The organism is Flagellimonas zhangzhouensis (assembly GCF_900102925.1).
Lineage (GTDB): Bacteria > Bacteroidota > Bacteroidia > Flavobacteriales > Flavobacteriaceae > Flagellimonas > Flagellimonas zhangzhouensis.
The window spans coordinates 434,683-458,463 of the sequence record NZ_FNKI01000001.1 but is presented as its reverse complement, the minus strand read 5'-3'; the positions used below and the strand labels follow the sequence as shown (position 1 = coordinate 458,463).

Below are 23,781 nucleotides of genomic sequence, written 5' to 3'. Positions count from 1 at the left end.
TTAAATAAAACTTTTAAATATGGAATTGCGCAAAGCCCATTCCAACAGCAATAAAATTCCTGCCAAGAAAATCAAAGGGCGGAATTTCTCTTCGTATTTATAATATTTGAATTCCTCTATTTCTGTTTTTTCCAAACTGTTGATCTCATCATAAATCTCTTCCAAGGACTCGTTATCCGTAGCACGGAAATATTTTCCTCCAGTTACTTTGGCTATTTCTTCCAATAACTTGTCATCAATCTCCACTTGGCGCATTCCGTAGCGAAAAGAACCATCGCGATTATAGGAAATAGGGGACAATGCATTTCCATTGGTTCCCAATCCGATTGTGTAGGTTTTAATACCAAATTCAACGGCAAGATCAGCTGCAGTTCTAGGCTCAATAAAGCCAGAATTATTGACACCATCCGTTAAAAGAATGATAACTTTACTGATGGCCTTGCTTTCTTTCAATCGGTTTACTGCTGTGGCCAATCCCATTCCAATGGCGGTACCATCTTCCAGTTCCCCGTAGGTAATTTCATTTAGGGCATTTAGCACTATAGCCTTATCACTGGTAATAGGAGTTTTGGTATAGCTTTCCCCAGCATAACCCACCAGACCAATACGGTCGTTGGGTCTTTTTTCGATAAAATCGGCGGCCACTTCTTTTAAAGCTGCCAATCGATTGGGCTTAAGGTCACGTGCCAACATACTGGACGAAACATCGATGGCCATCACAATATCGATACCTTTCGTGGTCTTGGTTCTGGATGAAATATCTTCAGTTTGTGGTCTTGCCAAAGCGGTAATAATGGCTGCAAGGGCCAATAATCGCAATCCAAAAAGGATGGGTTTTAATTTGGAGGCAAAACTTTTAACGGTAAACCCTTTGATGCTCGAAATGCGCAAGGACGCCATTTCGTTTTTGCGTCTGAAAAAATACCATAGCAAAGCCAATGGAAGCAAAAGAAGCAACCAGAAAAATTCAGGGTTTGCGAATTCTATATTTTCAAACATTTATACTTGTGTTTTTACGTCCAAACTGCCCAAAATTCGATCAACGATTTGTTCAGCATACTCATCTCCATCTTCCCAGGTTATGACCAATTGTTGTATAAAACCCTTACCACCAAAGGTGAGGATATTGTACTTCGCTTTTTTGTCATCTCCACTTGCGGGATTTTCAAAAGACCCTGTCCCAAAGGTTTTCATGCCTTTTACTCCAGATTGGGTCACAAACTCTTCTTGTTTGGTAATAATATTTTTTAAACCCAATTGTTCAAAGTTGGTCAAGGTTGCACCAATTACAGCTTCGAAGTTAGGCTCGTTTTGCTCTTTGTAAGTGACGGAACTTGTACTCACCGAAAAGATTCCGACATAGCTTCCGTAGGAGAAGGTTTGAAGCTCCTTAATCAACTCTTTGGTCTCAGCAGGAATTTCAACTTCTTGGCGAACCAATACGTCTGGTGTTTCCACTTCAATGGGAGGGAAACCATAAGAACTGGCAACCCATTCTCCTTCCAACAAATCTTTGGTTGGATAGCCAAAAACGGTGTCTTTTACCTGCTTGAATCCAAAATAGGCAACGGAAATTCCACTTCCAATCACGATTAATCCAGCAAAAATGGCCGCAGCCAAATAAATTCTCTTGCGTTGTTTTTGACGCGCGAGTTCTTCGAGATATTCTTCGTTCAGCAATAAATCTTCTTCGGTAGGTTCTGGAAGACCATCGTGGGTTTGAGTAACAATTTGCTCCACCAAAAGGCGGTCTTGCTCTGCTACTGAGGTAGCTGGTTTGGACTTGGCAAATTTTACCAAATCCGCAGTCTGTAATATTTTTTGGAATTGCTGAAGGGTGTCATCCTCCAATTTCAATTCACCAGCATCACGTAACATTTCCAACTTGGTGATCAATTCGGAAGTGGTGCTTTCCATGGCGGTGACATGTACGTCTTCTTCCAAATACATTCGAACTATATTGGTCAGTTCGGAATAGTATTGTTTGTACTCATCTTGAATGAGGTATCTGGAATTTTCCAATTTCTTCAATTCCAAAATAGCACGATCGTATGGCGGAAGCAAAGCTTCTTTTTCTTCCTCAGTCAAAGGTTTCTTTCTTAAAAAGAACCAATAAACCAATCCGCCGATTATTGCCAAACCAAGAACAATGTAAAGAATGGTGAGCCAGAATTGAGCTCTGCTACGCTCAACCGCAATCAAGGGTTTGATGTCGTACATTTTTTGCTTGGTGGTGTCCACGACAACATCAGCGACCTTTACTTGGAACGAATCAGTGAAAAAAGGCTGTTCGTTGATGGCAATTCGCTGTGGTGGAATCGTATAAGCACCGCTATCAAATTGGGTAAGGGAGTATATTTTTTGAAGAATTACCTTTTCATTGTTTTTGATGGTATCGGCCATAATGGCTTCGACAGTTTCCAATGGGGAAAAGGTTTGTCCCTCTGGGAAATGTACCACATCCAATGAATCGGCCTCGACGGTAATCGCATATTGGATTTGCTCCCCAATTTTAATGGAAAGGGTATCCACATCAACCGAAACATTTGGGCTCGATTGCGCAAAACCTATCAAAGGACATATCAATAAAAACAAAATACCCCATCTTAATAAGGGGAAACTTTTGTTGGTATTTCTATTCAATGTTTGCATTCGTATTATCCTCTTCTTTTAAAATAGCCCAACAGTTTTCTTACATAACTTTCATCTGCTCTACAATTGATCACACCGCAGCCCGATTTGGTAAAAGAATCCGTAAAATAGGATACTTTTTCGGAATAGTATTTTCCATAGGCCATTCGAACTTGTTTGGATTGGGTGTTCACCAATTGCAATTCTCCTGTTTCGGCATCTTGCATTTGAACCATTCCCAAATTGGGGATGGACTCTTCTCGTTCGTCATAAATTCGGATCCCCGTAACATCGTGTTTGTTGCCCACAATGCGAAGCGTGTTGTCGTAATCGTCTGCAATAAAGTCAGAAAGCACAAAAACGATAGCTTTTTTCTTCATCACATTGGTCAAAAACTTCAAGGCTTCGGCAATGTTAGTTTTACTGCTTTTGGGTTGAAATTCCAACAACTCACGAATGATGCGCAACACGTGACTTTTTCCTTTTTTGGGTGGAATAAAGAGTTCCACTTCGTCCGAAAATAAAATCACACCTACTTTATCGTTATTTTGAAGCGCAGAGAAAGCTAAAGTTGCTGAAATTTCGGTCACCACTTCTTTTTTGAACTGGTTGGAAGTTCCAAAAAGTTCGGAACCACTCACATCCACCATCAACATCATGGTAAGTTCGCGTTCCTCTTCAAAAACTTTTACATAGGGTTCGTTGTAACGGGCAGTTACGTTCCAGTCAATACTTCGAACATCATCACCAAACTGGTATTGGCGAACTTCACTAAAGGTCATACCCCTACCTTTGAACGTAGAATGATACTCCCCACCAAAAATATGGTCGGATAGACGCCTTGTCTTTATTTCAATCTTACGTACTTTTTTTAGTAGTTCTTTCGTATCCATTTGGTTCAAAAAATAGGTTTACGGTTGGTTAAAAGTAGTGGGTTACTTTATCCGATAAACGTTGAACCGCTAAGGCACCTCTACCTCGTTTACAATCTTGTTGATGATTTCTTCGGAAGTTATATTTTCAGCCTCGGCCTCGTAAGTAATTCCGATTCTGTGGCGGAGTACATCGTGTACAACGGCTCTAACATCTTCGGGAACGACATAACCTCTTCGTTTGATGAAGGCATAGCATTTGGATGCTGTTGCTAAGTTGATACTACCCCTTGGGGAGGCACCAAAACTGATCAGGGGCTTTAGGCTTTCTAGGTTATATTTTTCAGGATATCTGGTAGCAAAAATCAAGTCCAGGATATATTTTTCAATCTTTTCGTCCATGTAAACCTCACGAACGGTTTGTTGCGCACTTAAAATCTGCTTCAAGGAAACAACAGGTTTTATAGGTTCGGAAGCTCCTTTCAAGTTTTGACGAATGATCAATTGTTCTTCGTTCAATTTTGGGTAGTCGATTACCGTTTTTAGCATAAAACGGTCAACCTGTGCTTCAGGAAGTGGGTAAGTACCTTCTTGTTCCACGGGGTTTTGTGTGGCCATAACCAAAAATGGCGCGTCCAGTTTAAAAGTTTCATCACCAATGGTCACTTGCTTTTCCTGCATGGCTTCCAAAAGCGCGGATTGTACTTTGGCTGGAGCCCTGTTGATCTCATCTGCCAAAACGAAATTGGCGAATATAGGACCTTTTTTAATGGAGAAATCGTTCTCTTTTATGTTGTAGATCAACGTACCGATTACATCTGCTGGTAAAAGGTCTGGAGTAAACTGAATTCTGCTAAAATCTCCTTTTACAGCTTTGGCCAAGGTGTTGATGGCCAAAGTTTTTGCCAATCCAGGTACACCTTCCAATAAAATGTGTCCTTTTCCCAAAAGTCCGATGAGCAAACGTTCCACCATGTGGCTTTGTCCCACAATGGCTTTGTTCATTTCAGCGGTAAGTAGATCAATAAAAGCACTTTCTTGGGCTATTTTCTCGTTCACTGCACTAATATCAATAGTAGTGTTTTCTTCCATTATAAGCTCCTGTTGTTTGGTTTAAAGTAAGTGATTTTGCTAAGAGGTGCAAAATGAAAATTTATTTAAAATCAACCTGTTAATTAATGGTTAAAAAAATCGCTAAAGCCCTAGTTTTATGAAGGATTTAAGGGTTTAATTTTATACTTTCAACCGATATGATACAGAATGAGAAATTTTCCCGAATTATCTCGGGAGCGATGACTTGGGGAAGTTGGGGAAAGAAACTTTCCAAAAAAGAAATGGTAGAGTTGATGCACCATTGCATCGAACAAGGATTGGTCACCTTTGACCATGCCGATATTTATGGCAGTTATTCCACTGAATCTGATTTTGGATCGGCCTATGCCGAGAGTGGAATAGAACGCGAGAATATCCAATTGATTTCCAAATGTGGGATTCAATTGACACGAGGCAGGGATAACAAAATCAACCATTACCAGTACGATAAAGAGTACATTGTTTGGTCTGCGGAGCAATCCCTAAAAAAGCTGCACACGGAATATTTGGATTTGCTTTTGGTACACCGTCCAAGTCCCTTGATGGACCCAGCTGAAATTGCTGCGGCTGCAGATGAATTGTTGAGCAGTGGAAAAATTAAAGCGTTTGGGGTTTCCAATTTCACACCCTCGCAAGTAGCCATGCTGGAAAAGGAAATTCCCGTTTCTGGGAACCAAGTAGAGTTTTCTTTGACGCATGATGCGCCGATGTACGATGGTACTTTTGATGATTGTATTGCCAATAAAAGATTGGCCATGGCATGGAGTCCACTGGGCGATTTGTTTCGAGAGGATAATGAGCAAACCCAACGCATCAAAAAAGCGATGAAGCCACTATTGGATAAATATGATGCCAATGAAAGTCAATTGTTGTTGGCTTGGATTTTAAAACATCCCGCCAAAGTGCATCCTGTTATCGGTACCACAAACAAAGAAAGAATTATAGAATCGGCTGCTGCCGCAAAAATAGATTTGGAACTTCAGGACTGGTTTAGCTTATTGGTAGCAAGTCAAGGTCATGATGTTCCCTAAAAAATTGAATATGAAAAAAACAGCGTTGATAACAGGCGCCACAAGTGGAATTGGTAAAGCAACAGCAGAACTTTTTGCAAAACAGAGGTTCAAACTGGTGTTGTGTGGCCGTAGGCAAGAGCGTTTGGAACAACTGATGAATGAATTGGGTAGGGATACTGCCATTCACATTCTAAATTTTGATGTTAGAGATCGAGAGGCTGTTTTTTCAGCAATTGAAAGTTTGCCAGAAGAGTTTTCCCAAATTGATATTTTGGTGAACAATGCAGGAAATGCCCATGGATTAGACCCCATCGATAAAGGAAATCCTGATGATTGGGAGGCTATGTTGGACATTAATGTAAAGGGCCTGTTGTACATGTCCAAGGCTATTATTCCTAAAATGGTGGAGCGTAAATCGGGCCATATTATCAATATTGGTTCTACGGCGGGTAAAGAAGTTTATCCAAATGGCAATGTGTATTGCGCTAGTAAACATGCAGTTGATGCGATTAACCAGGGTATGCGAATTGATTTGAATGCCTATGGCATTCGAGTTGGGGCTGTAAACCCTGGTTTGGTTGAAACAGAATTCAGCGATGTACGCTTTAAGGGAGATACCGAAAGGGCATCCAATGTGTACAAAGGATTTCAACCCTTAAAACCAGAGGATATTGCGGACATTATCCTATTTGTCGTCACTCGACCTTATCATGTAAATATTGCCGATTTGGTGGTGATGCCAACAGCTCAGGCGAGCAGTACAATTGTGAAGAAGGAGCTATGATCAATAAACGCCTCCTCGTAAAAAATCTATTGGCCCACAACGACGAAAATAGTTTTTACGATAAGAAGCGTTTTATATCCATTGGAGAAAAAGAAGGAAAGGCCAAGTTCCTCAAACATGTGTGTGCCTTGGCCAATTCCAACCCCAAAAACAACTCTTTTATTGTTATTGGTGTTGAGGATGAAGACAACAAAATTGTCGGGGTCGATTTCTTTGACGATAGCAAAATCCAGAATTTGGTGAATGCCTATTTGGATAATCCTCCTATAATTTCTTATGAAAATATTCCATTTCCACATTTGCCTGAGGGCAAGGTAGTGGGTTTGGTAACAATTGCATCCAACGGGAAAGTTTGTGCACTTCGCAAGAACATTTGGAAGTACTACGGAGGGGCGGTTTTCTTTCGGGAAGGAAGTATTAGTTTGCCCAAGGCTTTTGATATTGAACTAAAGGATATCAATTCGGAAAAAGTGGCCACTATTGAGCATCATGCCCGAAACAATATTGAATTGACGCTTGATGCCGTCATCAAGTTTTTTAATACGAGGCATCCTGATCTTACAAGTAATTATAAAGTTTTTAAAGAGCAATTTGTGGTGTGTTGGGCGGGAAACAAGAAAAAGGTAAAGAACAAAACCTACTATTCCCGAGTTGATATTGAACTGATAAACGAACAGGTAAAACTATTTTATTCTGCATTGGATGAAATCACCATTGAGTACGATGATGATTCTTTCAGCACCTTGGAATATGTACAGTTGGGACTTGGGTCTCAACAAAAGTATTATCCTTTGGAAGAAATGGTCATCACCTTTTCTGATAATGGCAAGTACACCATTAACAGTAAATTGATTTTTGAACCGCCCCAATACGACAAAAAAACACTTTACCATGTGTACAACACCAATAATGCGCTCTTAAGAAAGTTGGAAAACAAAATTCCTTTGACCGATTCCGAGCATACGGATATGACACACCTTCCAGCCACCTATCTGATCTGTTATTTGAATGGTTTTGAGGAGGCGAAGGATAAAATGGATGGTTCTAGGGCACTCATTAAATCGTATGACAGTCATGTGTATCAATCCTTGAAGGAATCGCAACGAATTCTGAGAAAGGTGAGGTACGCTTAACCTCTTTTCAGCCAGATCATTTGATAAGGGGCCAATTCCAAAAGTCCACTATTGGAAATAATCTTTTGGTCGGAAACCAAATCAAAAGGGTCGCCTTGGGAAAAATACCCCATTCTCTTCATCCAACTGGTTTCAACCACTTGTGGGTTTTCATCAAAATTACAAATGACCATAAGTCCTTCTTGCGGAGCTCTCTTTTTTTCAAAAACCAGGATATGGTCATTGCCCGTATGGCAAAGTTCGAGTTCGTTGTTGTCCTCAAATACAGGATTACCTTTTCGAATGTCAATCAGTCGTTTCAGGGTATGGAAAATTTGGGATTGAGGCAGCTCTTTTTGGTCCAATTTGGAAATTACTTCCCAATTCTGTTGAGGTCTATTTACCCATCTGCTATCTTCTTTTTTAGAAGGTTCATCTTTAAAAGAGTAGTCGTTCAAAGTTCCGATTTCATCACCTGCGTAGATCAGTGGAATGCCCCCGAAGGCTAAAATAATGCCATGTAGCATGATGATTTTGGCAATTGAATCCTGTATCAATTTTGGATTGTTTTGGGTAATTCCTTTTTCCAATCCCAATAATGAAGCAGCACTTCCTGTAATTCTGCCATCCCCTGTTTTTGGGTTGTACATAAACATAAGCCCTTTGGATGGTGACCAATCCAATCGCTGGCAATAATAATCCAACAAAAATTTGCGGTGCTGTTCTGGGTTCCAACCCAACTCCTGAATCAAATGGTTTTCATAACCCAAGCCAATATCATCATGACAGCGGATGTAGTTGATCCAAGTACAATCTTTTGGTTTTTCTGGAACGTGCAACAAGCTTTTATAGAGTAACGATGTCTTTTTTGTGGCGATGGAATTCCAAAGTAAGGCCATGAGTGAAGCGTTGTAAGCGATTTCACATTCATTGCCTTCCTTAACACCTTCTCCAAAATACTTTACGATATCAGTAGGAGCCACAATGGCCTCTGCCAATAAAATGGTCCCAGGTGCTACCACTTGCAAACACATTCGAAATAAAGCAATCAGATTGTGGGCTTCGGGCAAGTTTTGGGATATGGTTCCTATTTTTTTCCATAGGAAAGCCAATGCATCAAACCGAACCACATCGACACCCATATCGGTCAATTTCACCAAATTGGTGAGCATTTCCAGAAACACTTCGGGGTTGGTGTAATTCAAATCCCATTGGTAACTGTTGAACACCGTCATCACCCATCTTTCCATTTCTGGAATAAAGGTGAAGCTACCTGGTGATGTTTCAGGAAAGACTTCGGGCAATACTTTTTCAAATGCCTCGGGAATGGTGTAATCTTCAAAAGTGTAGTAGTACCCTTGGTATTTTTTATCGCCTTTTATGGCTTTTTTGGCCCATGAAAACTCGTCGGAAGTATGGTTCACCACAAAATCCAACATCAAATAGATTCCTTGTTTTCTGAATTCGGCTGTCAAGCCCAACAAATCCTCCTTGGTGCCATATTTTGGGTCGATATCTGTATAACTGTTCACGGCATAACCTCCATCACTTTCACCTTTCGGACGTGTGGTGATGGGCATCAAATGCAAAAAGTTGACCCCTAATTCTTTGAAATAGGGTATTTTTTCTTGTAGGCCATTTAGGTCGTGGTTAAAATTCTCCACATACAATTGCATGCCCACAATGTTTTCGGATTGATACCAGTTGCCTGAATTCAACCGAACCAAATCTTGCTTTTTTAATACATCGGGTCGATCATCAAACAATTTTGAAAGCACGCTCAACAACTTTTTAAAATATGGGTCATGTTCTTTTTCATCATAAAGCGAAAAGAACAATTGTTGAATGAGTGGGAGATTGGTGGCCATTCGCAATTCGAAAAGCGCTTTAGGGTCTTTCTTCTTCAACTGAGAAGCAACTATTTGATGTAATCCCGCCTGGTTCATTATTCCGAAAGCTGATCTTTGGTCGGTAGGGCAACTATGGCCCCATATTTTGTAGTGGTAATGGCTCCTGCTTTGTTTGCGGTTGCTACCATTTTTTCCAATAAATCAAAATCTTCAAAAACGGGATCAAAATTACCCAAATCGGATATCTGATAGAGTAAACATCCTATGAAGGCATCACCTGCTCCTGTTGTATCAACAGGTTCAACACTCACACTTGGAATAATTTTCTTGGTTCCATTGGCACTCAACAGCGTCCCCTCTTTTCCAAGCGTAACGGTGATGACCTGTGTGCCTATTTGATGGAGTTTATCGCAGGCTTCATGCAAATCTTGTTTTCCTGAGATCAATTGTGCTTCTTCCATACTGAATTTGCACAAATGTGATTTTTCAACCAGCGGCATACATTTTTTAATGAAGGTTTCCTCATCATCTTTCCAAAGATCACCTCTAAAATTAGGATCGAATGAAATGAACATGTCCTTGGTTAGACCATCAAACAAATATTTACCATAGGCTTTTTCCAGAGGTCCACCCAACAAAGCTGTTGCAGCGCCAAGATGGAGCATATTCCCTTTTAGGGATTTCCTTAATTCGGGATCATAGGTGAGTTCGCGATCAGCCCCACGGTCAAAAACAAAATCTCGTTCACCATCTTCGGCGATTGAAACAAATGCTAGAGTGGTAAAGGTTTCTGATTGTTGTGTATGGGAAATGTCTACACCTTCATTTTTTAGGGTATCCAACAAAAATTTTCCGAAGGGATCTTCACCTACACAACCAATAAAAACCCCGTTACCACCCAATTTGGAAATGGCACAAGCTACGTTGGCAGGTGCGCCTCCCGCTTTTTTGGTGAATTCGGTGGCTTTGGAAAGGTCATTGCCTTGTCGTTCCGCGACAAAATCAATCAACAGTTCCCCAATACAAAAAACCTTTTTCATGTGCTTTGGAATTATCCTAAGGTACATAGAATTTTAGTCGATGACCAAATTGAAGTTGCATTTTTGAACGAGATAGCGGATAAACCGTTGATAAACTTTCCTTTATTTTTTATGTGCCCGAGCATTTGTGTGTAATTTTGCCAAAAACTTTTCTATGCGAACACTTGTAGTGGGCGACATTCATTCAGGAGTGCGTGCTTTGGAACAGCTTATGGACAAAGCAAAAGTGACCTCCGAAGATCATATTATTTTTTTAGGGGATTATGTGGATGCTTGGAGCACCGCGGTGGAAACCATCGATTTTCTTATAAATCTAAAATCAGAATATAACTGCACATTTATTAGAGGCAATCACGATGAATTGTGTAGGGCTTGGCTCATGGATCAGAAAGAAAATCCACAATGGTTGGCGCATGGGGGAACAGCAACTAGAGCTTCTTATTTAAATGCCGATAAAGCCAAATGGGAATTGCACCTTCAATTTTACGCAGAACTTGAAAACTATTATTTGGCTGAGGATAACCGTCTGTACCTTCATGCAGGATATACCAATCTTAAGGGAATAGACTACGAATATTTTGAACAATCTTTTTATTGGGATCGTACCCTGTGGGAGCTTGCCATGGCTCTCGACCCTAAATTGAAGCCAACCGATCCTAAATTTCCCAAAAGATTAACACACTACAAAGAGGTTTTTATTGGGCATACTCCATTGTCCAAACAAGGGTTTGCGCATCCGCAGAATAGGGCCAATGTTTGGAATGTGGATACTGGTGCCGCTTTTAAGGGGGCATTGACAATGTTGGATGTTTCGTCAAAAGAATATTGGCAAAGTGAACCTGTCCACACATTTTATCCTGGGGAAAGAGGAAGAAATTAACACGGTTTTACATAATTAATCGTGATCTTTGTGAAAAACCCCGTACAATGTCGATTAAGAATGTAAGATTGGAAGTGATGCAGGCCATAGAACCTCAAGTTGATGGTTTTATGAAGGATTTTTTGATGCCGATTGAAAAGATATGGCAACCCACCGATTTTTTACCAGACTCACAAAGCGATAAGTTTTTTGATGATGTGGAACAATTGCGTGGCGAGGCTAAAGAATTGGGCTACGATTTTTGGGTGACGCTTGTTGCGGATACCATTACGGAAGAAGCATTGCCAACTTACGAATCGTGGTTAATGGATGTAGAAGGTATTGACCAACACAGTGGCAAGGAAAATGGTTGGAGCAAATGGGTGCGCGCTTGGACGGCTGAAGAAAATAGACATGGGGATGTTTTGAACAAGTACCTTTACCTCTCTGGTCGTGTGAATATGCGCGAGATCGAGATCACTACCCAACATTTAATTGCCGATGGGTTCGATATTGGAACAGATCGAGATCCCTATAAAAACTTTGTGTACACCTCATTCCAAGAATTGGCTACCAATATTTCACATAAAAGAGTAGGTAAATTGGCCAAACAAAAAGGGAATACCTTGCTGGCAAAAATGTGTAACATTATTGCTGGTGATGAAATGAGACATCATTTGGCATATCGTGAGTTCGTAAAAACCATAATGGGTCAAGATCCTGATGGAATGGTTTTGGCTTTTGCGGATATGATGAAGAAAAAAATTGTGATGCCCGCTCATTTCTTAAGAGAATCTGGAGAATCTATTGGTGAGGCATTTGAGCATTTTTCAAGTTGTGCACAACGTTTGGGTGTGTATACCGCACAAGACTACGTGGACATTTTGAAAAAACTCAACGATTACTGGGATTTGGGTAATCTGCGAGGACTTTCAGACCAAGCAGAAAAAGCCAGAGTTTATTTAATGAAATTGCCCGAAAGATTACAGCGTATCTCGGAACGTATGCAATTTTCTCAAGAACAGCGTGCTTTTAAATGGGTTGAGGCCAACGGAATGTTATAGAAAGACAAGTCGTTCTGTAGCTAAATCAATATTTTCCCGCTCGGTGTTTTTCTTGCCATTCGGCCAATTGTTCCCAATGACCTTCGTAGGCCATTTTTGCTTGCATAGGCCAAGATGCGGGGTCGTGTATTCGGTATCGTTTTCCTCCTGAATCAAGTACTTTTTGACAAGTATCTGCTGAGGTTTCGGAGAGTTTTTCCCAGGTTTTAATGTCGAAATTATGGAATAGTCCTTCGATTTTGGGACCGATTCCTTCCACTAGTTTTAAATCGTTTTCCTTGATGTTTTTTCCAAATGCGGCTTTGGCGCGTTTAGGGTCAAAGGTAGCTTGTGTGCCAAGCGCTGCAACATTTTCAGTTTTAAAATGGTCTTCTTGTTTTTCTTTTGAGGGTAATTTCTGTTGACAAGCCATCAAATCTGATTTTAGCTGTGCGTTGGCAATTTCCAACATTTGGATATCTTCAGAACTCTCGTTTGAAGATGATGGACTTGCCTTTCCATAAATGAATCCCAAGATTCCAAAAATTACAGCAACAACAAATAAAATGGTCCAGTAGAACAAGGGTACTTCTTCAAGAGACATAACGGTGTAAGGTTTAAAAGTACTACCTATACAAAGTATTAAAAAAACGGCAAAAAATTACGCTTAAACCGTTGAATTTATGGGGATTTCCGATGAATCTAAATAAGGTTGAAAAAGATCAAAACTAAAAAGAGGTCAAAAAAGACCAATCATACAATTTTTGGAACCAACTGTAAGATACAGACGGGATACCTCGACAAATATTTGGAAATTTAGGACAAATATTAGGTAAAGAGCCCTATTTCTCCCGACAAAGATCCGGCATTGGAATAGGGTTTAACGTAAAGTTTGAGTTAGTTAAGTTGGTTTTAAAGACTGCCCGTTTGTTGTTCATCACAAACGGGCAGCTTTGTTATAGGTCAAATTTGATGCCTTGTGCCAAAGGCAATTCTGTTGTATAATTAATGGTATTGGTCTGTCTCCGCATGTAAACTTTCCAAGCATCCGAACCGCTTTCACGTCCACCGCCTGTTTCTTTTTCTCCTCCAAAAGCGCCTCCGATTTCTGCACCTGAGGTACCAATATTTACATTTGCGATTCCACAATCGGAACCATTCGCTGACAAAAAGTGTTCAGCCTCTCTCAAATTGTTGGTCATTATGGCTGAAGATAACCCTTGAACCACACCATTTTGTTGATCGAGTGCGTTTTCAATACCACCAGAATATTTTAATAAATATAAAATTGGAGCAAAGGTTTCTTCTTGCACTATTTTGAAACTGTTTTTTGCTTCAACAATGGCAGGTTTTACATAGCAACCACTTTCATATCCTTCGCCTTCAAGCACTCCACCTTCAATCAAAATGGTTCCACCCTCTTTTTTGGCTTCTTCCAAAGCATTTAGGTAGTTGTTTACGGCATCGGTATCAATAAGCGGACCTACATGGTTGTGTTGATCGAGTGGATTACCGATACGAATTTGCGCGTATGCTTTGGTGATTGCATCTTTCACTTGGTCATAAATGGATTCATGAATAATCAATCGACGTGTTGATGTACAACGTTGCCCAGCGGTTCCCACGGCACCAAAAACAGCACCAATTACGGTCATTTTAATGTCTGCATCTGGAGTTACGATAATGGCATTGTTTCCACCCAACTCCAAAAGAGATTTGCCCAATCGTGCAGCCACAGCTTGTGCAACAATTTTTCCCATTCGAATGGAACCTGTTGCTGAAACCAATGGAATTCGTTTGTCGTGGGTCATTAATTCCCCAACTTTGTAATCTCCATTAATTAGGCAGGAGATACCCTCGGGCATGTTGTTTTCCTTTAAGATTTCTGCTATAATGTTTTGGCAGGCAACTCCAGTTAGTGGAGTTTTTTCTGAAGGTTTCCACACGCAAACATCTCCACAAACCCAAGCCAAGGCTGTATTCCATGACCAAACAGCAACAGGAAAGTTAAATGCGGAAATAATTCCGACCACACCTAAAGGATGATATTGTTCGTACATGCGGTGTCCTGGCCGTTCTGAATGCATGGTAAGTCCGTGCAATTGTCTGGAGAGGCCAACTGCAAAATCGCAGATATCTATCATTTCTTGAACCTCACCCAATCCTTCTTGGTAAGATTTTCCCATTTCGAAGGAAACCAATTTACCCAGTGGTTCTTTTAGCTCGCGAAGTTTATTTCCAAACTGTCTAACAATTTCCCCTCGTTGAGGTGCTGGAATAGTTCGCCATTGTTTGAATGCTGTAGTGGCAGTTTCCATTACTTTATCGTAATCCTCAGGAGATGTGGTCACTACTTTTCCAATGAGTGATCCATCTACTGGGGAATAGGAGGCAATGGTTTCGCCAGAACCAAAATTCGCAGAACCTGTTGAGGTTCCATTATTTATTTCTTTGAGCCCAAGTTGACTAAGGGCTTCTTCAATTCCAAAAGAAGTGGTAGTAATTGACATTTATAACTTTTTAGGGATGAAATGTTATATTTCTACAAAAATAACGATAAAGATTCAGAGCTAGATCATTATTTTAAATTGAATTCCTTTAATGGAATCCAATGCTATAATATAAAGGATGATTCCAATAAGAGCAGGTACTGCCTGAACGATAAATATTTTTTTAGAGACACTGATGGCGCCGAATATTCCTGCGACTGCCACACAGCTTAAAAAGAAAAGTGCCACATACACTTGCCACATTGGGTCGGGAATCACTAAAGCCCAAATTAAGCCCGCGGCCAAAAAGCCATTGTAAAGCCCCTGATTGGCAGCCATGTTTTTTGTGGATTCAAAAAGTTCTTGGGGAAAATTTCGGAAAACCTTTCTGGCTTTGGTGGTCCATGCGAACATTTCCAACCATAAAAAATAGCAGTGAAGCAAGGCCACGATGGCAGTTATTATTTTAGCGAATATCAACATTATTCCTCTTTTGCAACAAAGCGTTCATCAACGGGCATTACAGTACCACAATTATCACAGGTTCTTAGGTCTTCTGAACCATAAAAATGTTTGAAATGGGCCAAAAAGTCTTTTTCAATATCATTTAATGTAAAATAAGCCTCGTACAATTTGTGGTTGCAGTTATCGCAAAACCATAGTAATCCGTCGTCAACATTCATGTCAGCCCTTTTGCGTTCCACTACTAGGCCGATGGAACCTTCATGGCGCACTGGGGAATGAGGCACTTTTGCAGGATGCAAATACATATCTCCAGGTCCCAATTTCATGGTTTTTTTCTGCCCATCTTCTTGAATATGTACCTCGATATTACCTTCCAATTGATAAAACAGTTCTTCCGTTTCGTTATAGTGGTAATCTTTTCGAGCGTTGGGTCCAGCCACGATCATTACAATATAGTCACCCGACTCTTTATAAAGATTCCTGTTTCCAACGGGCGGTTTTAGGGTATCCCTGTTTTCTTCAACCCATTTGTTCAAGTTGAAGGGAGCTTGTATGGCCATAATCAAAGATTTTAGGAAAGGTAAAAAAAACCTTTGGGGCATCATAGTAAATAAAAAAAAAGACCCGCAATGTTGCAGGTCTTTTTAGTAATTATGTTGGGTCGATTATTCTACTTTAATGAAAATCTCCGTGTAATAAGGTCTACCATCTTTATCTAGCTGAACACTTAGAGTGGTATGTGTAAAATCCCCTTCCATGGCCGTTCTGTGTGTTGCGCTTTCCAACCAAGCTTCCATTGTGGTCTCAGCGGAGCTATAATATCTTGCAACATTTTCTGAAATGGAAACAGCTGACATTTCACTTGCTATTTTTTGGGCTCTTTCATCAAAATTATCGTGACTCAAAGAGTTTTTGGAGATCATGTAATCGTTGTGTTCCTCGGCATACTTATATGAAGTAGTACTGTTTTCCAATGCATTTAATCCCATGGATAAACGGTGCTCATTGATTAAATCGAGTAAGGCATCTTCCATAGCTACTGGGTCAACCGTAATTTTTTCGTTACCCGTGGTGGATTGGGTGTATTCCAAGTCTTCTTCAAATGAGTTGCTGCTGCAACTGGTAAATGTAAGAGTCCATGTAAGGACAATTAATAGGCCAAATAATCTGTTCATTCTATAGTAATTTTCGGAGTGTCTCAAGCTCCTAAGTGTTCTCTATTTGCTAAACTATTGGACAGTAGCGCATAGTCCATATAATTTCCATAGGAAGCAGATTCTTACGTCAAAATGCAAGTATTTGGGGGTGAGTAGGTTTATAGAAACGGAAACAGTACGTTTTATCGATGAAACCACACCGTTTATAAGGTTTCGGTTCTTGGCTCTATTTCTGGAACATCCTCAATCTCATCCTCGAGCACCAATGAAAATACAAGAGCGCCGATTTCTTTTATGGGTTCGTAAAAGACAGATTGGGCCTTTGTTTCCTCATTTATCATATTTAATGGGGAAGTGAGTCTTTCAAAGAAGATAAGTAGCGCTCCTAAAATCACAGCAACTTTTAATAGGCCGAAAATGCCGCCAGCTATTTTGTTCAACAATCCCAGCATGGCAAAGTCTGCAATTTTGGTAAGGAGTTTTCCAGCTAGGTTAACTACTATTATTATGGCAAAAAAGGTAATTAAAAAGGCTGCTATTTGAATGTACTGCTCGTTCCAGTCCAAACGGTCCGCAAGATATTCCCCTGTGATGTATGAAAAATGGATAGCTCCATAGAGCCCTGCAATCAACGCAACCAAAGAGGCCAGCTCCACAAAAAGCCCATTGCGAAGACCTTTATAAAGTCCCCAAATCAAAAGAATTCCAAAGATGATATCCAAAAAGCTCATATGCAGGTTTTAACAAATATAGAATATTGATTTGTACCTTTGGCACTCATTGCAAAACACATGTCAAGAGACGAACAATTAAAGGAACGATGGGATTTTTTGGTGGAAAAACTATCAGCGCAATTTTCTGATGGAGATCCATTGGAATTGGATGGGATTGTGTATTTGGTAGGCGTTCAGGAATTGGGGAATTTTCACCGAAAGTTTAAGAAAGACGAAAAGGTAAACCTGATGCACATAGCCATTTGTAGGTTGTTGGAACCTTATGGGTACTACGATTTCGATTTTTTTGATGATGAAGGTTGGCCACACTATAAAATAAAGGAACAATTACCTCCATTAAAGGCAGGAGAACAAGCCGTTTTGATGAAGGAAGCCTTGGTCAATTATTTTTTGGAAAAGGAATACATCAACTAAATGGAACTACAAAAACCCTATTACGCCGTAATTTTTACCAATCTGAGAACCGAAGGGGACAATGGATATGGTCAAATGGCAGAAGTAATGGAAACTTTGGCCCGAAAACAGCCTGGATTTTTGGGTTTTGAAAGTGCTCGTGATGGATTGGGAATTGCCGTAAGTTATTGGGAAAGTTTGGAGGCAATCGCCAATTGGAAATCACAAATGGATCACAAACAAGCCCGGAAAAAGGGAATCCAAACTTGGTATTCTTGGTACAAAGTTCGGATATGTAAAGTGGAGCGCGAATACGAATTCAACAAATAAAATTATATGGAAGGGAACATCAATTTTTCAAATGTCAATAGAAAAGAAACCCTTCAAAATATAGCTAAGGACTCCTATGATCTCATTGTAATCGGAGGAGGAATCACGGGAGCAGGTATAGCATTGGATGCTTCTTCCAGGGGTATGAAAGTGCTGTTGTTGGAAAAGGGGGATTTTGCCTCGGGTACCAGCAGTAAATCCACCAAATTGATTCACGGAGGACTTCGCTACTTAAAGCAATTCGATTTTTGGTTGGTGAAAGAAGTCGGTTCCGAACGTGCCATTGTGCACAAATTGGCTCCTCATTTAGTGTTGCCTGAAAAAATGTTGTTGCCCTTGATAGAGGGTGGTTCCTATGGAAAATGGTTGACTTCGATTGGCCTTAAAGTGTATGATATTCTGGCCCAAGTGACAGGAGACGACAAACGTCAAATGCTCGAAAAAAAGGAGGCCATGAAACTGGAACCTCTTTTGCCAAAAAAGATTTTGAATGGAGCGGGCTATTATGCCGAATACCGAACCGATGATGCACGACTCACCATGGAAAATGTAAAAACGAGTCTTCAATTTGGCACCCATGCTTTTAATTATACCAAGGTTACCGATTTTGTGTATGAAAATGAACGTGTGGCTGGGGTTAAGTTTTCTGATGAAGTGTTTGGAGATGCTTATGAAGTTTCATCCAAGTATGTGATCAATGCGGCAGGCCCTTGGGTAGATGAATTGCGAAGTGTAAACCATTCCAAAAAAGGAAAGCGTTTGCATTTGACCAAAGGCGTGCATTTGGTGTTTCCAAAGGAGAAACTTCCTGTAAAGCAATCCGTGTATTTCGATATTCCAGACGGACGCATGATGTTCGCCATTCCACGTGGTAAGATAACATACATTGGTACCACCGACACCAATTACAATTTGGACAAAGATCAAGTGACCACCGATATCGCCGATGCCATTTATTTGGTTTCAGCAGTAAACCATATGTTCCCTGATATTAATCTGGAGTTGGATGATATTATTTCTTCTTGGGCAGGATTACGCCCTCTGATTCATGAAGAGGGAAAATCGGCCTCTGAGCTTTCCAGAAAAGATGAAATTTTTACTTCGGATACGGGATTGGTGAGTATCGCAGGAGGCAAGTTGACAGGCTATCGAAAAATGGCTGAGCGGGTGGTGAACCGAATCGCCAAAGAAATGGAAGAGGATTTTGATTTAAAATTAAAACCATGTTCCACGGACAAAATTCCACTTTGTGGTAATGGGTTTAAAAAGTTCAAGCACGTAAAAAAATACATTGCTGAGGTTTTGGAGCGTATTGAAAAGGATGGTTTTAAAAAGTACGATGCATGGTATTTGGTGACCACTTATGGCAAACAGACCGAAACCATTTTGGAATTGTATTCAAAGATTGAGGGTGATTCACCCAAAGAAAGAATGATCAGGGCCGAGGCTCAGTTTGCCATTGCATATGAAATGGCTGTAATTCCTTTGGATTTTTTCATTAGACGAACAGGTAGACTTTATTTTGATATTGAAAGTGTTCGTAATTATATGCAAGTTGTTTTTGAGGAATTTCAACAAGCCTATTCCTATTCAGATACAGAAATGGAAGTATTTAATGAGAAACTTGAAGCCGAATTGGAAGAGCATTCCAACTTTAGTTTGGATAGGGCTTAATCCAACTTCTTAGTCAATTTTTCGAAAACTTTCTTGGGATTGTTCTCTAATTTCTGCATTTACGGGTAGGTTCTGGACAAATCTCACCATTAAATCTTTTTTTTCTTTCAAAAAAACCTCAGAATTGCCAATCGGTCAATTCAAAACCACCATCCGTCAACCCAAAAAGGGTATCCACTGATTTCGAAGACTTTGAAAGATAAGGATTACATAGCTTCATGCCAATCTTAAAATTAGTTGACTAAAATCCTACTTTATGCAGTTCTATAAAATCAAATCCTCGGTCAATCCAAATGCCTTTTTTTCAATTTTATTTATTGTTTTATTAATACTATTGAGTTCATGTGAAAATGAAGAAGAACCAAGCTTGGTTATAGAAGAAAACCAATCCAATTCATTACTTTTTGACAAAGCAGGTATTGAAAGGGCTGAATTAAAAGAAAAATTAGCTTACAAGAATTATCACCTAACAAAATTAATGGAAGAGCTGTATAGGCTTAATCCCAATTTTGATAACGAAAAAGCTGGGAAATCTGCAAAAGCAGAGCATTTAAATGCTTTTTATTTTAAGGATTTATTTAGCAAAAACATAGAAGGAAAGAGTGAAAGTACATTGAATGATAGTATTCAGTATTCATTGGAAGCATTTATTGAACTTGAAGGTGAATCTTGGTACCCATATGTTTATAAAATAAAAGATGGCACTGGAACTCAACCATTATTCTTGATAAATAGCTTTGACCTTGATTTGAAAAAAGAGATTGTGCAGGGATATATATTAAATGTAAGGGGACAATTGGAACTGAAATATCGTGATTTGCTAGAGAATGACATTTTTGGTCCAAACCCTGTAGAGGAAGCTTTGGAAAATGAAGTTTTTGTTTTAGGGATTGCTCCAGAAGATCAAGAATATATATTACCAGAAGACGAAAATGCAGATTCTTATGGGGGAGGTGGTGGAAATGATGACATACTTCCAGAGGATCTGCAAATTTTTAAAATTAAAATAAAGGACAAAAAGGAATCATGGTTGGAAAAGGCAGATGTCCATATTTATGGATATGCTATGTCTGATGATGAGGATTTTTTTCAACCTTTAGGATTTTTTTGGGGGGATAGAATAACCATTGATGGTGCACAAATTAGAAATAATCCTGAGTATGTTTTGGGTAAGTTTTCAAACTCAGATGTGAATAATGGTACATTTAAAACCATCAATAAACATTTGATGAATAAAAGGGCGTCATCTAGTATTTTTATTTCATACATAATTTATGAATATGATGGTTTCCCAGCACCTTTGAAACAGGTTTCTTTTGGAAGACCAGGAGGTACTGATGCCCTAATTAGTTATAGGTCATACAATCAAAAATATATTTCTGCACAAGTTCGTGCTTGTGATGATTTCATTCCAGAGAATTATTTCGTATTGAATGGTTTTGGAAATAGTATCTCAAATTCGACGATAGAATTCTATTACAATGCTTCCAATTAATCCAACCCCTTTTTATGAAGAATTTATTCCTAATTCTATTTATACTACCATATTCTATCTTAGCCCAAAATAATTCTCGAGAAAAAAGCTTTTTTTTCAATTTAGGTGCGGAATTTAGAATCACTCCCATCCATAATTCGGGTGATCAAGCTATGGCAACTGTATTTGTAAGTCCTGATTCTCAAAATGCAGGTCCCGTGCTAAATCTTGGGGTTGAGTATTATTTTACGAAAAATTTCAGCTTAGGATTTATAAGTTCCATTCGCTATGACTTTCTAACAACCCCAATTGAGACCACAGTACCCAGTGATGGAACATACTCCAAAATTGAACGGGGCTTATTGTTTGGCTACAATTTTAATTTAAATTACCGCTTCGCAGTTTTTAAAAAAGGAGATTTATTGGTTGGTGCTGGATGGTCTTTACTCAACAGAAATAGCGAATATGTAAGAACTGAACCAATTTATAACGAAGAGGGACAACAAATAGACTCAAATACCTTTATTGATAATTATAATTTCAGTGCTAATAGAGTCTCAATCGGATATGGCAAAGGCAAATCTAAGTTAACGATGGGAATGTATATATCTCGTAACACTAAATACTTCTCCGAAAAAACAACCTTTATGATTCCGTTTATGAGCTATAGTTTTGATGTTGTAAAGCTTTAATTTTTTAATTAATCCAACTTCTCCGTCAACTTTTCAAAAACTTTCTTGGGATTTTTCTCTTTGTACAACACTTGGTAAACGGCATTGATAATGGGAGTTTTGGACTTTTTCTCCAATTTTTCCATCAATAAATGGGCACTTTTGGTGGCATAATACCCTTCGGCCACCATGTTCATTTCCATCATGGCGCTTTTTACGGTGTAGCCCTTACCAATCATATTACCGAACATACGGTTTCTGCTAAATACCGAGTATCCTGTCACCAACAAATCCCCCAAATAGGCAGAAGCGTTGATGTTGCGCTTCATTTTATAGACACGGTCAATAAAACGTTTCATTTCACGGATGGCGTTGCTCATCAACACACTTTGAAAATTATCACCATAACCCAAACCGTGGGCAATTCCAGCAGCGATGGCATAAATGTTTTTCAACATCGCAGCATATTCGGTTCCGATGATGTCATCAGATATTTTGGTACGGATATACTCACTTTTTAAATGTTTGGCCACCATTTTCGCCTTATCGGCATCTGCACAGGCAATGGTAAGGTAAGAAAGTCGTTCCAAGGCCACCTCTTCCGCATGACAAGGACCTGTAAGCACCCCAATATTTTCAAAGGGGATATCGTATTTGCTGTGAAAATGCTCTCCAACGATCAAACCAGTTTCGGGCACGATGCCCTTAATGGCCGAAAATATAATTTTGTCCTTTAAAGAAACGGTAAGATTTTGCAATTCACTTTCCAAAAAGGCCGAGGGAATAGCAAAAATAAGCACATCCGATTCAGCTGCCATTTTATTGATATCATGACTAAGTTCAAGTTGAGCCACATCAAACTCCACAGAGCTTAAATAATTAGGATTGTGACCCTCTTTTTCAATATGGCGAATGGCAGAATCACTTCGCATATACCAACCCGCTTGATCTAAGTTTTCCGTCAACATTTTAACGATGGCCGTTCCCCAGCTTCCTCCTCCAAAAACACAAAATTTAAGGTTGTCTTTCATGCAAGCAAATTAGGCTATAAAGCTAAAAAATAAAATCATGGCATCATTATAAATTGATTATCAAATAATTAAAGAATTTGGCACAATGCTTGGTTTACATGAAGTGAACTTTAAAACCTCGATTATGAAAATAAGAAAACTACTTTTAGGAATTATAGCAATAGGTCTTTTGGCCAGTTCTTGTTACACCGAGGTGATCATTGATGATGATTATGTGGAAGTTACACCCTTAAACACTGCTTTGGTTTTAGAGAACTATGATCTGTGGTATGTAGATATCAATGCATCATCAGGTAGCGGCGAAATTCCATTTTTGCAACGGGCATTTACCATCTCTTTTGATGGGGGAATTGTGTACGCCAATAACAACCTTGTTGGAATTGGAAAAACAGGCAATGGATTAGGTATTGATGTTGGGGCCTACGGAACCTTTGGTTCCGAGTTAGAAGTGGATCATGATGTGGACGGACTTTGGTTGTTGGATGTGTATCAAGTAAATTCCAATACCGTTGAATTGTATGATGCTAGCTCAAACACTACATACGTGCTTAAAGGCTACTATGCGAGCAATTTTGATTATGATGCTGTTTTTTACGACAACATTCATTACTTCTTACAGGAATATCAGGTTTGGGAAAAAACCTATACCAGTGACTATGGAGCCATCAACGAGTTTGATGAAGAGAACTATCTGCAGTTCAATTCAGATGCAGGTGGGTATTTTAGATCATCCATAGATAATCAAGGTATTCCGTTATCCAATATTCAATGGGATTATGAGGGAGACTATGTGGTCTATGATGTGGTCAATGACCCAACCCTTAAAACGATAACCTTGGATTATGACTTTTTGGGCAATGATTATTTTGAATTGTACGTTATAAACGATAGTACCATAGAGTTGTACCATGTATCCAGCGGAACGGTATATGAATTTTCGGGCAGGGGATACATTCAATATTTGAAATCGGACGGTTCGGGCAAAAAACGCTCTAAGGAAAACAACCCTACCATGAACGTGACCCGACAACGCAAAATATAGGTCAGAACAACAAAGTTTGACTTTA

At 39.5% G+C, this 23,781-nt stretch carries 24 protein-coding genes; 11 read left to right on the top strand and 13 right to left on the bottom strand.

What is annotated here, in order from left to right; genetic code table 11:
* From BLQ18_RS01975 to BLQ18_RS01960, 4 genes are all read right to left on the bottom strand, one after another.
* A complete protein-coding gene (locus BLQ18_RS01975; protein ID WP_090292125.1) occupies window positions 1–999 on the bottom strand; it encodes a vWA domain-containing protein in 999 nt (332 codons plus the stop codon).
* Complete coding sequence (locus tag BLQ18_RS01970; protein WP_245668050.1) at window positions 1,000–2,652, bottom strand: BatD family protein; 1,653 nt, start codon at window positions 2,650–2,652, stop codon at window positions 1,000–1,002.
* A gap of 5 nt (window positions 2,653–2,657) precedes the next feature.
* On the bottom strand, window positions 2,658–3,524 hold the full coding sequence (locus BLQ18_RS01965; protein WP_090292122.1) for a DUF58 domain-containing protein: 867 nt from the start codon (window positions 3,522–3,524) through the stop codon (window positions 2,658–2,660).
* A 69-nt stretch (window positions 3,525–3,593) separates the two neighbouring features.
* Complete coding sequence (locus BLQ18_RS01960) at window positions 3,594–4,595, bottom strand: AAA family ATPase (RefSeq protein WP_090292120.1); 1,002 nt, start codon at window positions 4,593–4,595, stop codon at window positions 3,594–3,596.
* Window positions 4,596–4,753: 158 nt separating this feature from the next.
* On the opposite strand from BLQ18_RS01960, the gene BLQ18_RS01955 reads away from it, so the two are divergent.
* From BLQ18_RS01955 to BLQ18_RS01945, 3 genes are read left to right on the top strand one after another with little or no spacing between them, the layout of a single operon-like run.
* Entirely contained in the window at window positions 4,754–5,626 is an 873-nt protein-coding gene (locus BLQ18_RS01955) for an aldo/keto reductase (RefSeq protein WP_090292118.1), read from the top strand.
* Window positions 5,627–5,636: 10 nt separating this feature from the next.
* Window positions 5,637–6,392 (top strand): SDR family NAD(P)-dependent oxidoreductase, encoded by a 756-nt coding sequence (locus tag BLQ18_RS01950; RefSeq protein ID WP_090293633.1) that lies wholly within the window; start codon window positions 5,637–5,639, stop codon window positions 6,390–6,392.
* On the top strand, window positions 6,389–7,525 hold the full coding sequence (locus tag BLQ18_RS01945; protein ID WP_090292116.1) for an ATP-binding protein: 1,137 nt from the start codon (window positions 6,389–6,391) through the stop codon (window positions 7,523–7,525). The genes BLQ18_RS01950 and BLQ18_RS01945 overlap by 4 nt, the downstream gene beginning before the upstream one ends.
* Here the strand turns inward: BLQ18_RS01945 and BLQ18_RS01940 are convergent.
* A complete protein-coding gene (locus tag BLQ18_RS01940) occupies window positions 7,522–9,450 on the bottom strand; it encodes an alpha-amylase family protein (protein ID WP_090292114.1) in 1,929 nt (642 codons plus the stop codon). The two genes, BLQ18_RS01945 and BLQ18_RS01940, sit on opposite strands and share 4 nt — an antisense overlap.
* Complete coding sequence (locus BLQ18_RS01935) at window positions 9,450–10,394, bottom strand: carbohydrate kinase family protein (protein ID WP_090293632.1); 945 nt, start codon at window positions 10,392–10,394, stop codon at window positions 9,450–9,452. The genes BLQ18_RS01940 and BLQ18_RS01935 overlap by 1 nt, the downstream gene beginning before the upstream one ends.
* Window positions 10,395–10,548: 154 nt before the next feature.
* Here BLQ18_RS01935 and BLQ18_RS01930 point away from each other — a divergent pair, with 154 nt between their 5' ends.
* Together BLQ18_RS01930 and BLQ18_RS01925 are read left to right on the top strand one after the other, a co-directional pair.
* Window positions 10,549–11,274 carry a metallophosphoesterase family protein gene (locus BLQ18_RS01930; protein ID WP_090292113.1) on the top strand — a complete coding sequence of 242 codons (726 nt, stop codon included), beginning with the start codon at window positions 10,549–10,551 and terminating at the stop codon, window positions 11,272–11,274.
* 47 nt (window positions 11,275–11,321) lie between these two features.
* Window positions 11,322–12,317 carry an acyl-ACP desaturase gene (locus tag BLQ18_RS01925; protein WP_090292111.1) on the top strand — a complete coding sequence of 332 codons (996 nt, stop codon included), beginning with the start codon at window positions 11,322–11,324 and terminating at the stop codon, window positions 12,315–12,317.
* A gap of 25 nt (window positions 12,318–12,342) precedes the next feature.
* Here the strand turns inward: BLQ18_RS01925 and BLQ18_RS01920 are convergent, their stop codons facing one another.
* The 6 genes from BLQ18_RS01920 to BLQ18_RS01895 form a co-directional block, all read right to left on the bottom strand.
* Window positions 12,343–12,900 (bottom strand): hypothetical protein, encoded by a 558-nt coding sequence (locus tag BLQ18_RS01920; RefSeq protein WP_090292109.1) that lies wholly within the window; start codon window positions 12,898–12,900, stop codon window positions 12,343–12,345.
* Window positions 12,901–13,252: 352 nt separating this feature from the next.
* On the bottom strand, window positions 13,253–14,806 hold the full coding sequence (amaB, locus tag BLQ18_RS01915; RefSeq protein ID WP_090292107.1) for an L-piperidine-6-carboxylate dehydrogenase: 1,554 nt from the start codon (window positions 14,804–14,806) through the stop codon (window positions 13,253–13,255).
* Window positions 14,807–14,866: 60 nt separating this feature from the next.
* Complete coding sequence (locus tag BLQ18_RS01910) at window positions 14,867–15,268, bottom strand: DUF1304 domain-containing protein (RefSeq protein WP_090292105.1); 402 nt, start codon at window positions 15,266–15,268, stop codon at window positions 14,867–14,869.
* Window positions 15,268–15,810 (bottom strand): 3-hydroxyanthranilate 3,4-dioxygenase, encoded by a 543-nt coding sequence (locus BLQ18_RS01905; RefSeq protein ID WP_090293631.1) that lies wholly within the window; start codon window positions 15,808–15,810, stop codon window positions 15,268–15,270. Before BLQ18_RS01905 ends, BLQ18_RS01910 begins: the two co-directional genes overlap by 1 nt.
* Before the next feature lie 105 nt (window positions 15,811–15,915).
* The gene (locus tag BLQ18_RS01900; protein WP_090292103.1) at window positions 15,916–16,425 is read right to left on the bottom strand and encodes a CAP domain-containing protein; all 510 of its coding nucleotides are present in this window, start codon (window positions 16,423–16,425) and stop codon (window positions 15,916–15,918) included.
* A 185-nt stretch (window positions 16,426–16,610) separates the two neighbouring features.
* Entirely contained in the window at window positions 16,611–17,138 is a 528-nt protein-coding gene (locus tag BLQ18_RS01895) for a CvpA family protein (RefSeq protein ID WP_090292101.1), read from the bottom strand.
* A 60-nt stretch (window positions 17,139–17,198) separates the two neighbouring features.
* Here BLQ18_RS01895 and BLQ18_RS01890 point away from each other — a divergent pair, with 60 nt between their 5' ends.
* From BLQ18_RS01890 to BLQ18_RS01870, 5 genes are all read left to right on the top strand, one after another.
* Window positions 17,199–17,555, top strand: a complete 357-nt coding sequence (locus BLQ18_RS01890; protein ID WP_090292100.1) for a hypothetical protein — start codon at window positions 17,199–17,201, stop codon at window positions 17,553–17,555.
* Window positions 17,556–17,864 (top strand): antibiotic biosynthesis monooxygenase family protein, encoded by a 309-nt coding sequence (locus BLQ18_RS01885; protein ID WP_090292098.1) that lies wholly within the window; start codon window positions 17,556–17,558, stop codon window positions 17,862–17,864.
* Window positions 17,865–17,870: 6 nt separating this feature from the next.
* Entirely contained in the window at window positions 17,871–19,538 is a 1,668-nt protein-coding gene (locus BLQ18_RS01880) for a glycerol-3-phosphate dehydrogenase/oxidase (protein ID WP_090292095.1), read from the top strand.
* Between the two features lie 256 nt (window positions 19,539–19,794).
* Entirely contained in the window at window positions 19,795–21,033 is a 1,239-nt protein-coding gene (locus tag BLQ18_RS01875; protein WP_090292093.1) for a hypothetical protein, read from the top strand.
* A gap of 14 nt (window positions 21,034–21,047) precedes the next feature.
* Entirely contained in the window at window positions 21,048–21,704 is a 657-nt protein-coding gene (locus BLQ18_RS01870; protein ID WP_090292091.1) for a hypothetical protein, read from the top strand.
* A gap of 8 nt (window positions 21,705–21,712) precedes the next feature.
* On the opposite strand, the gene BLQ18_RS01865 is transcribed toward BLQ18_RS01870, so the two are convergent.
* A complete protein-coding gene (locus tag BLQ18_RS01865; protein ID WP_090292088.1) occupies window positions 21,713–22,714 on the bottom strand; it encodes an NAD(P)H-dependent glycerol-3-phosphate dehydrogenase in 1,002 nt (333 codons plus the stop codon).
* Window positions 22,715–22,838: 124 nt separating this feature from the next.
* On the opposite strand from BLQ18_RS01865, the gene BLQ18_RS01860 reads away from it, so the two are divergent.
* Complete coding sequence (locus BLQ18_RS01860) at window positions 22,839–23,756, top strand: nicotinic acid mononucleotide adenyltransferase (RefSeq protein WP_090293630.1); 918 nt, start codon at window positions 22,839–22,841, stop codon at window positions 23,754–23,756.
* The last annotated feature ends 25 nt before the right edge of the window (window positions 23,757–23,781 follow it).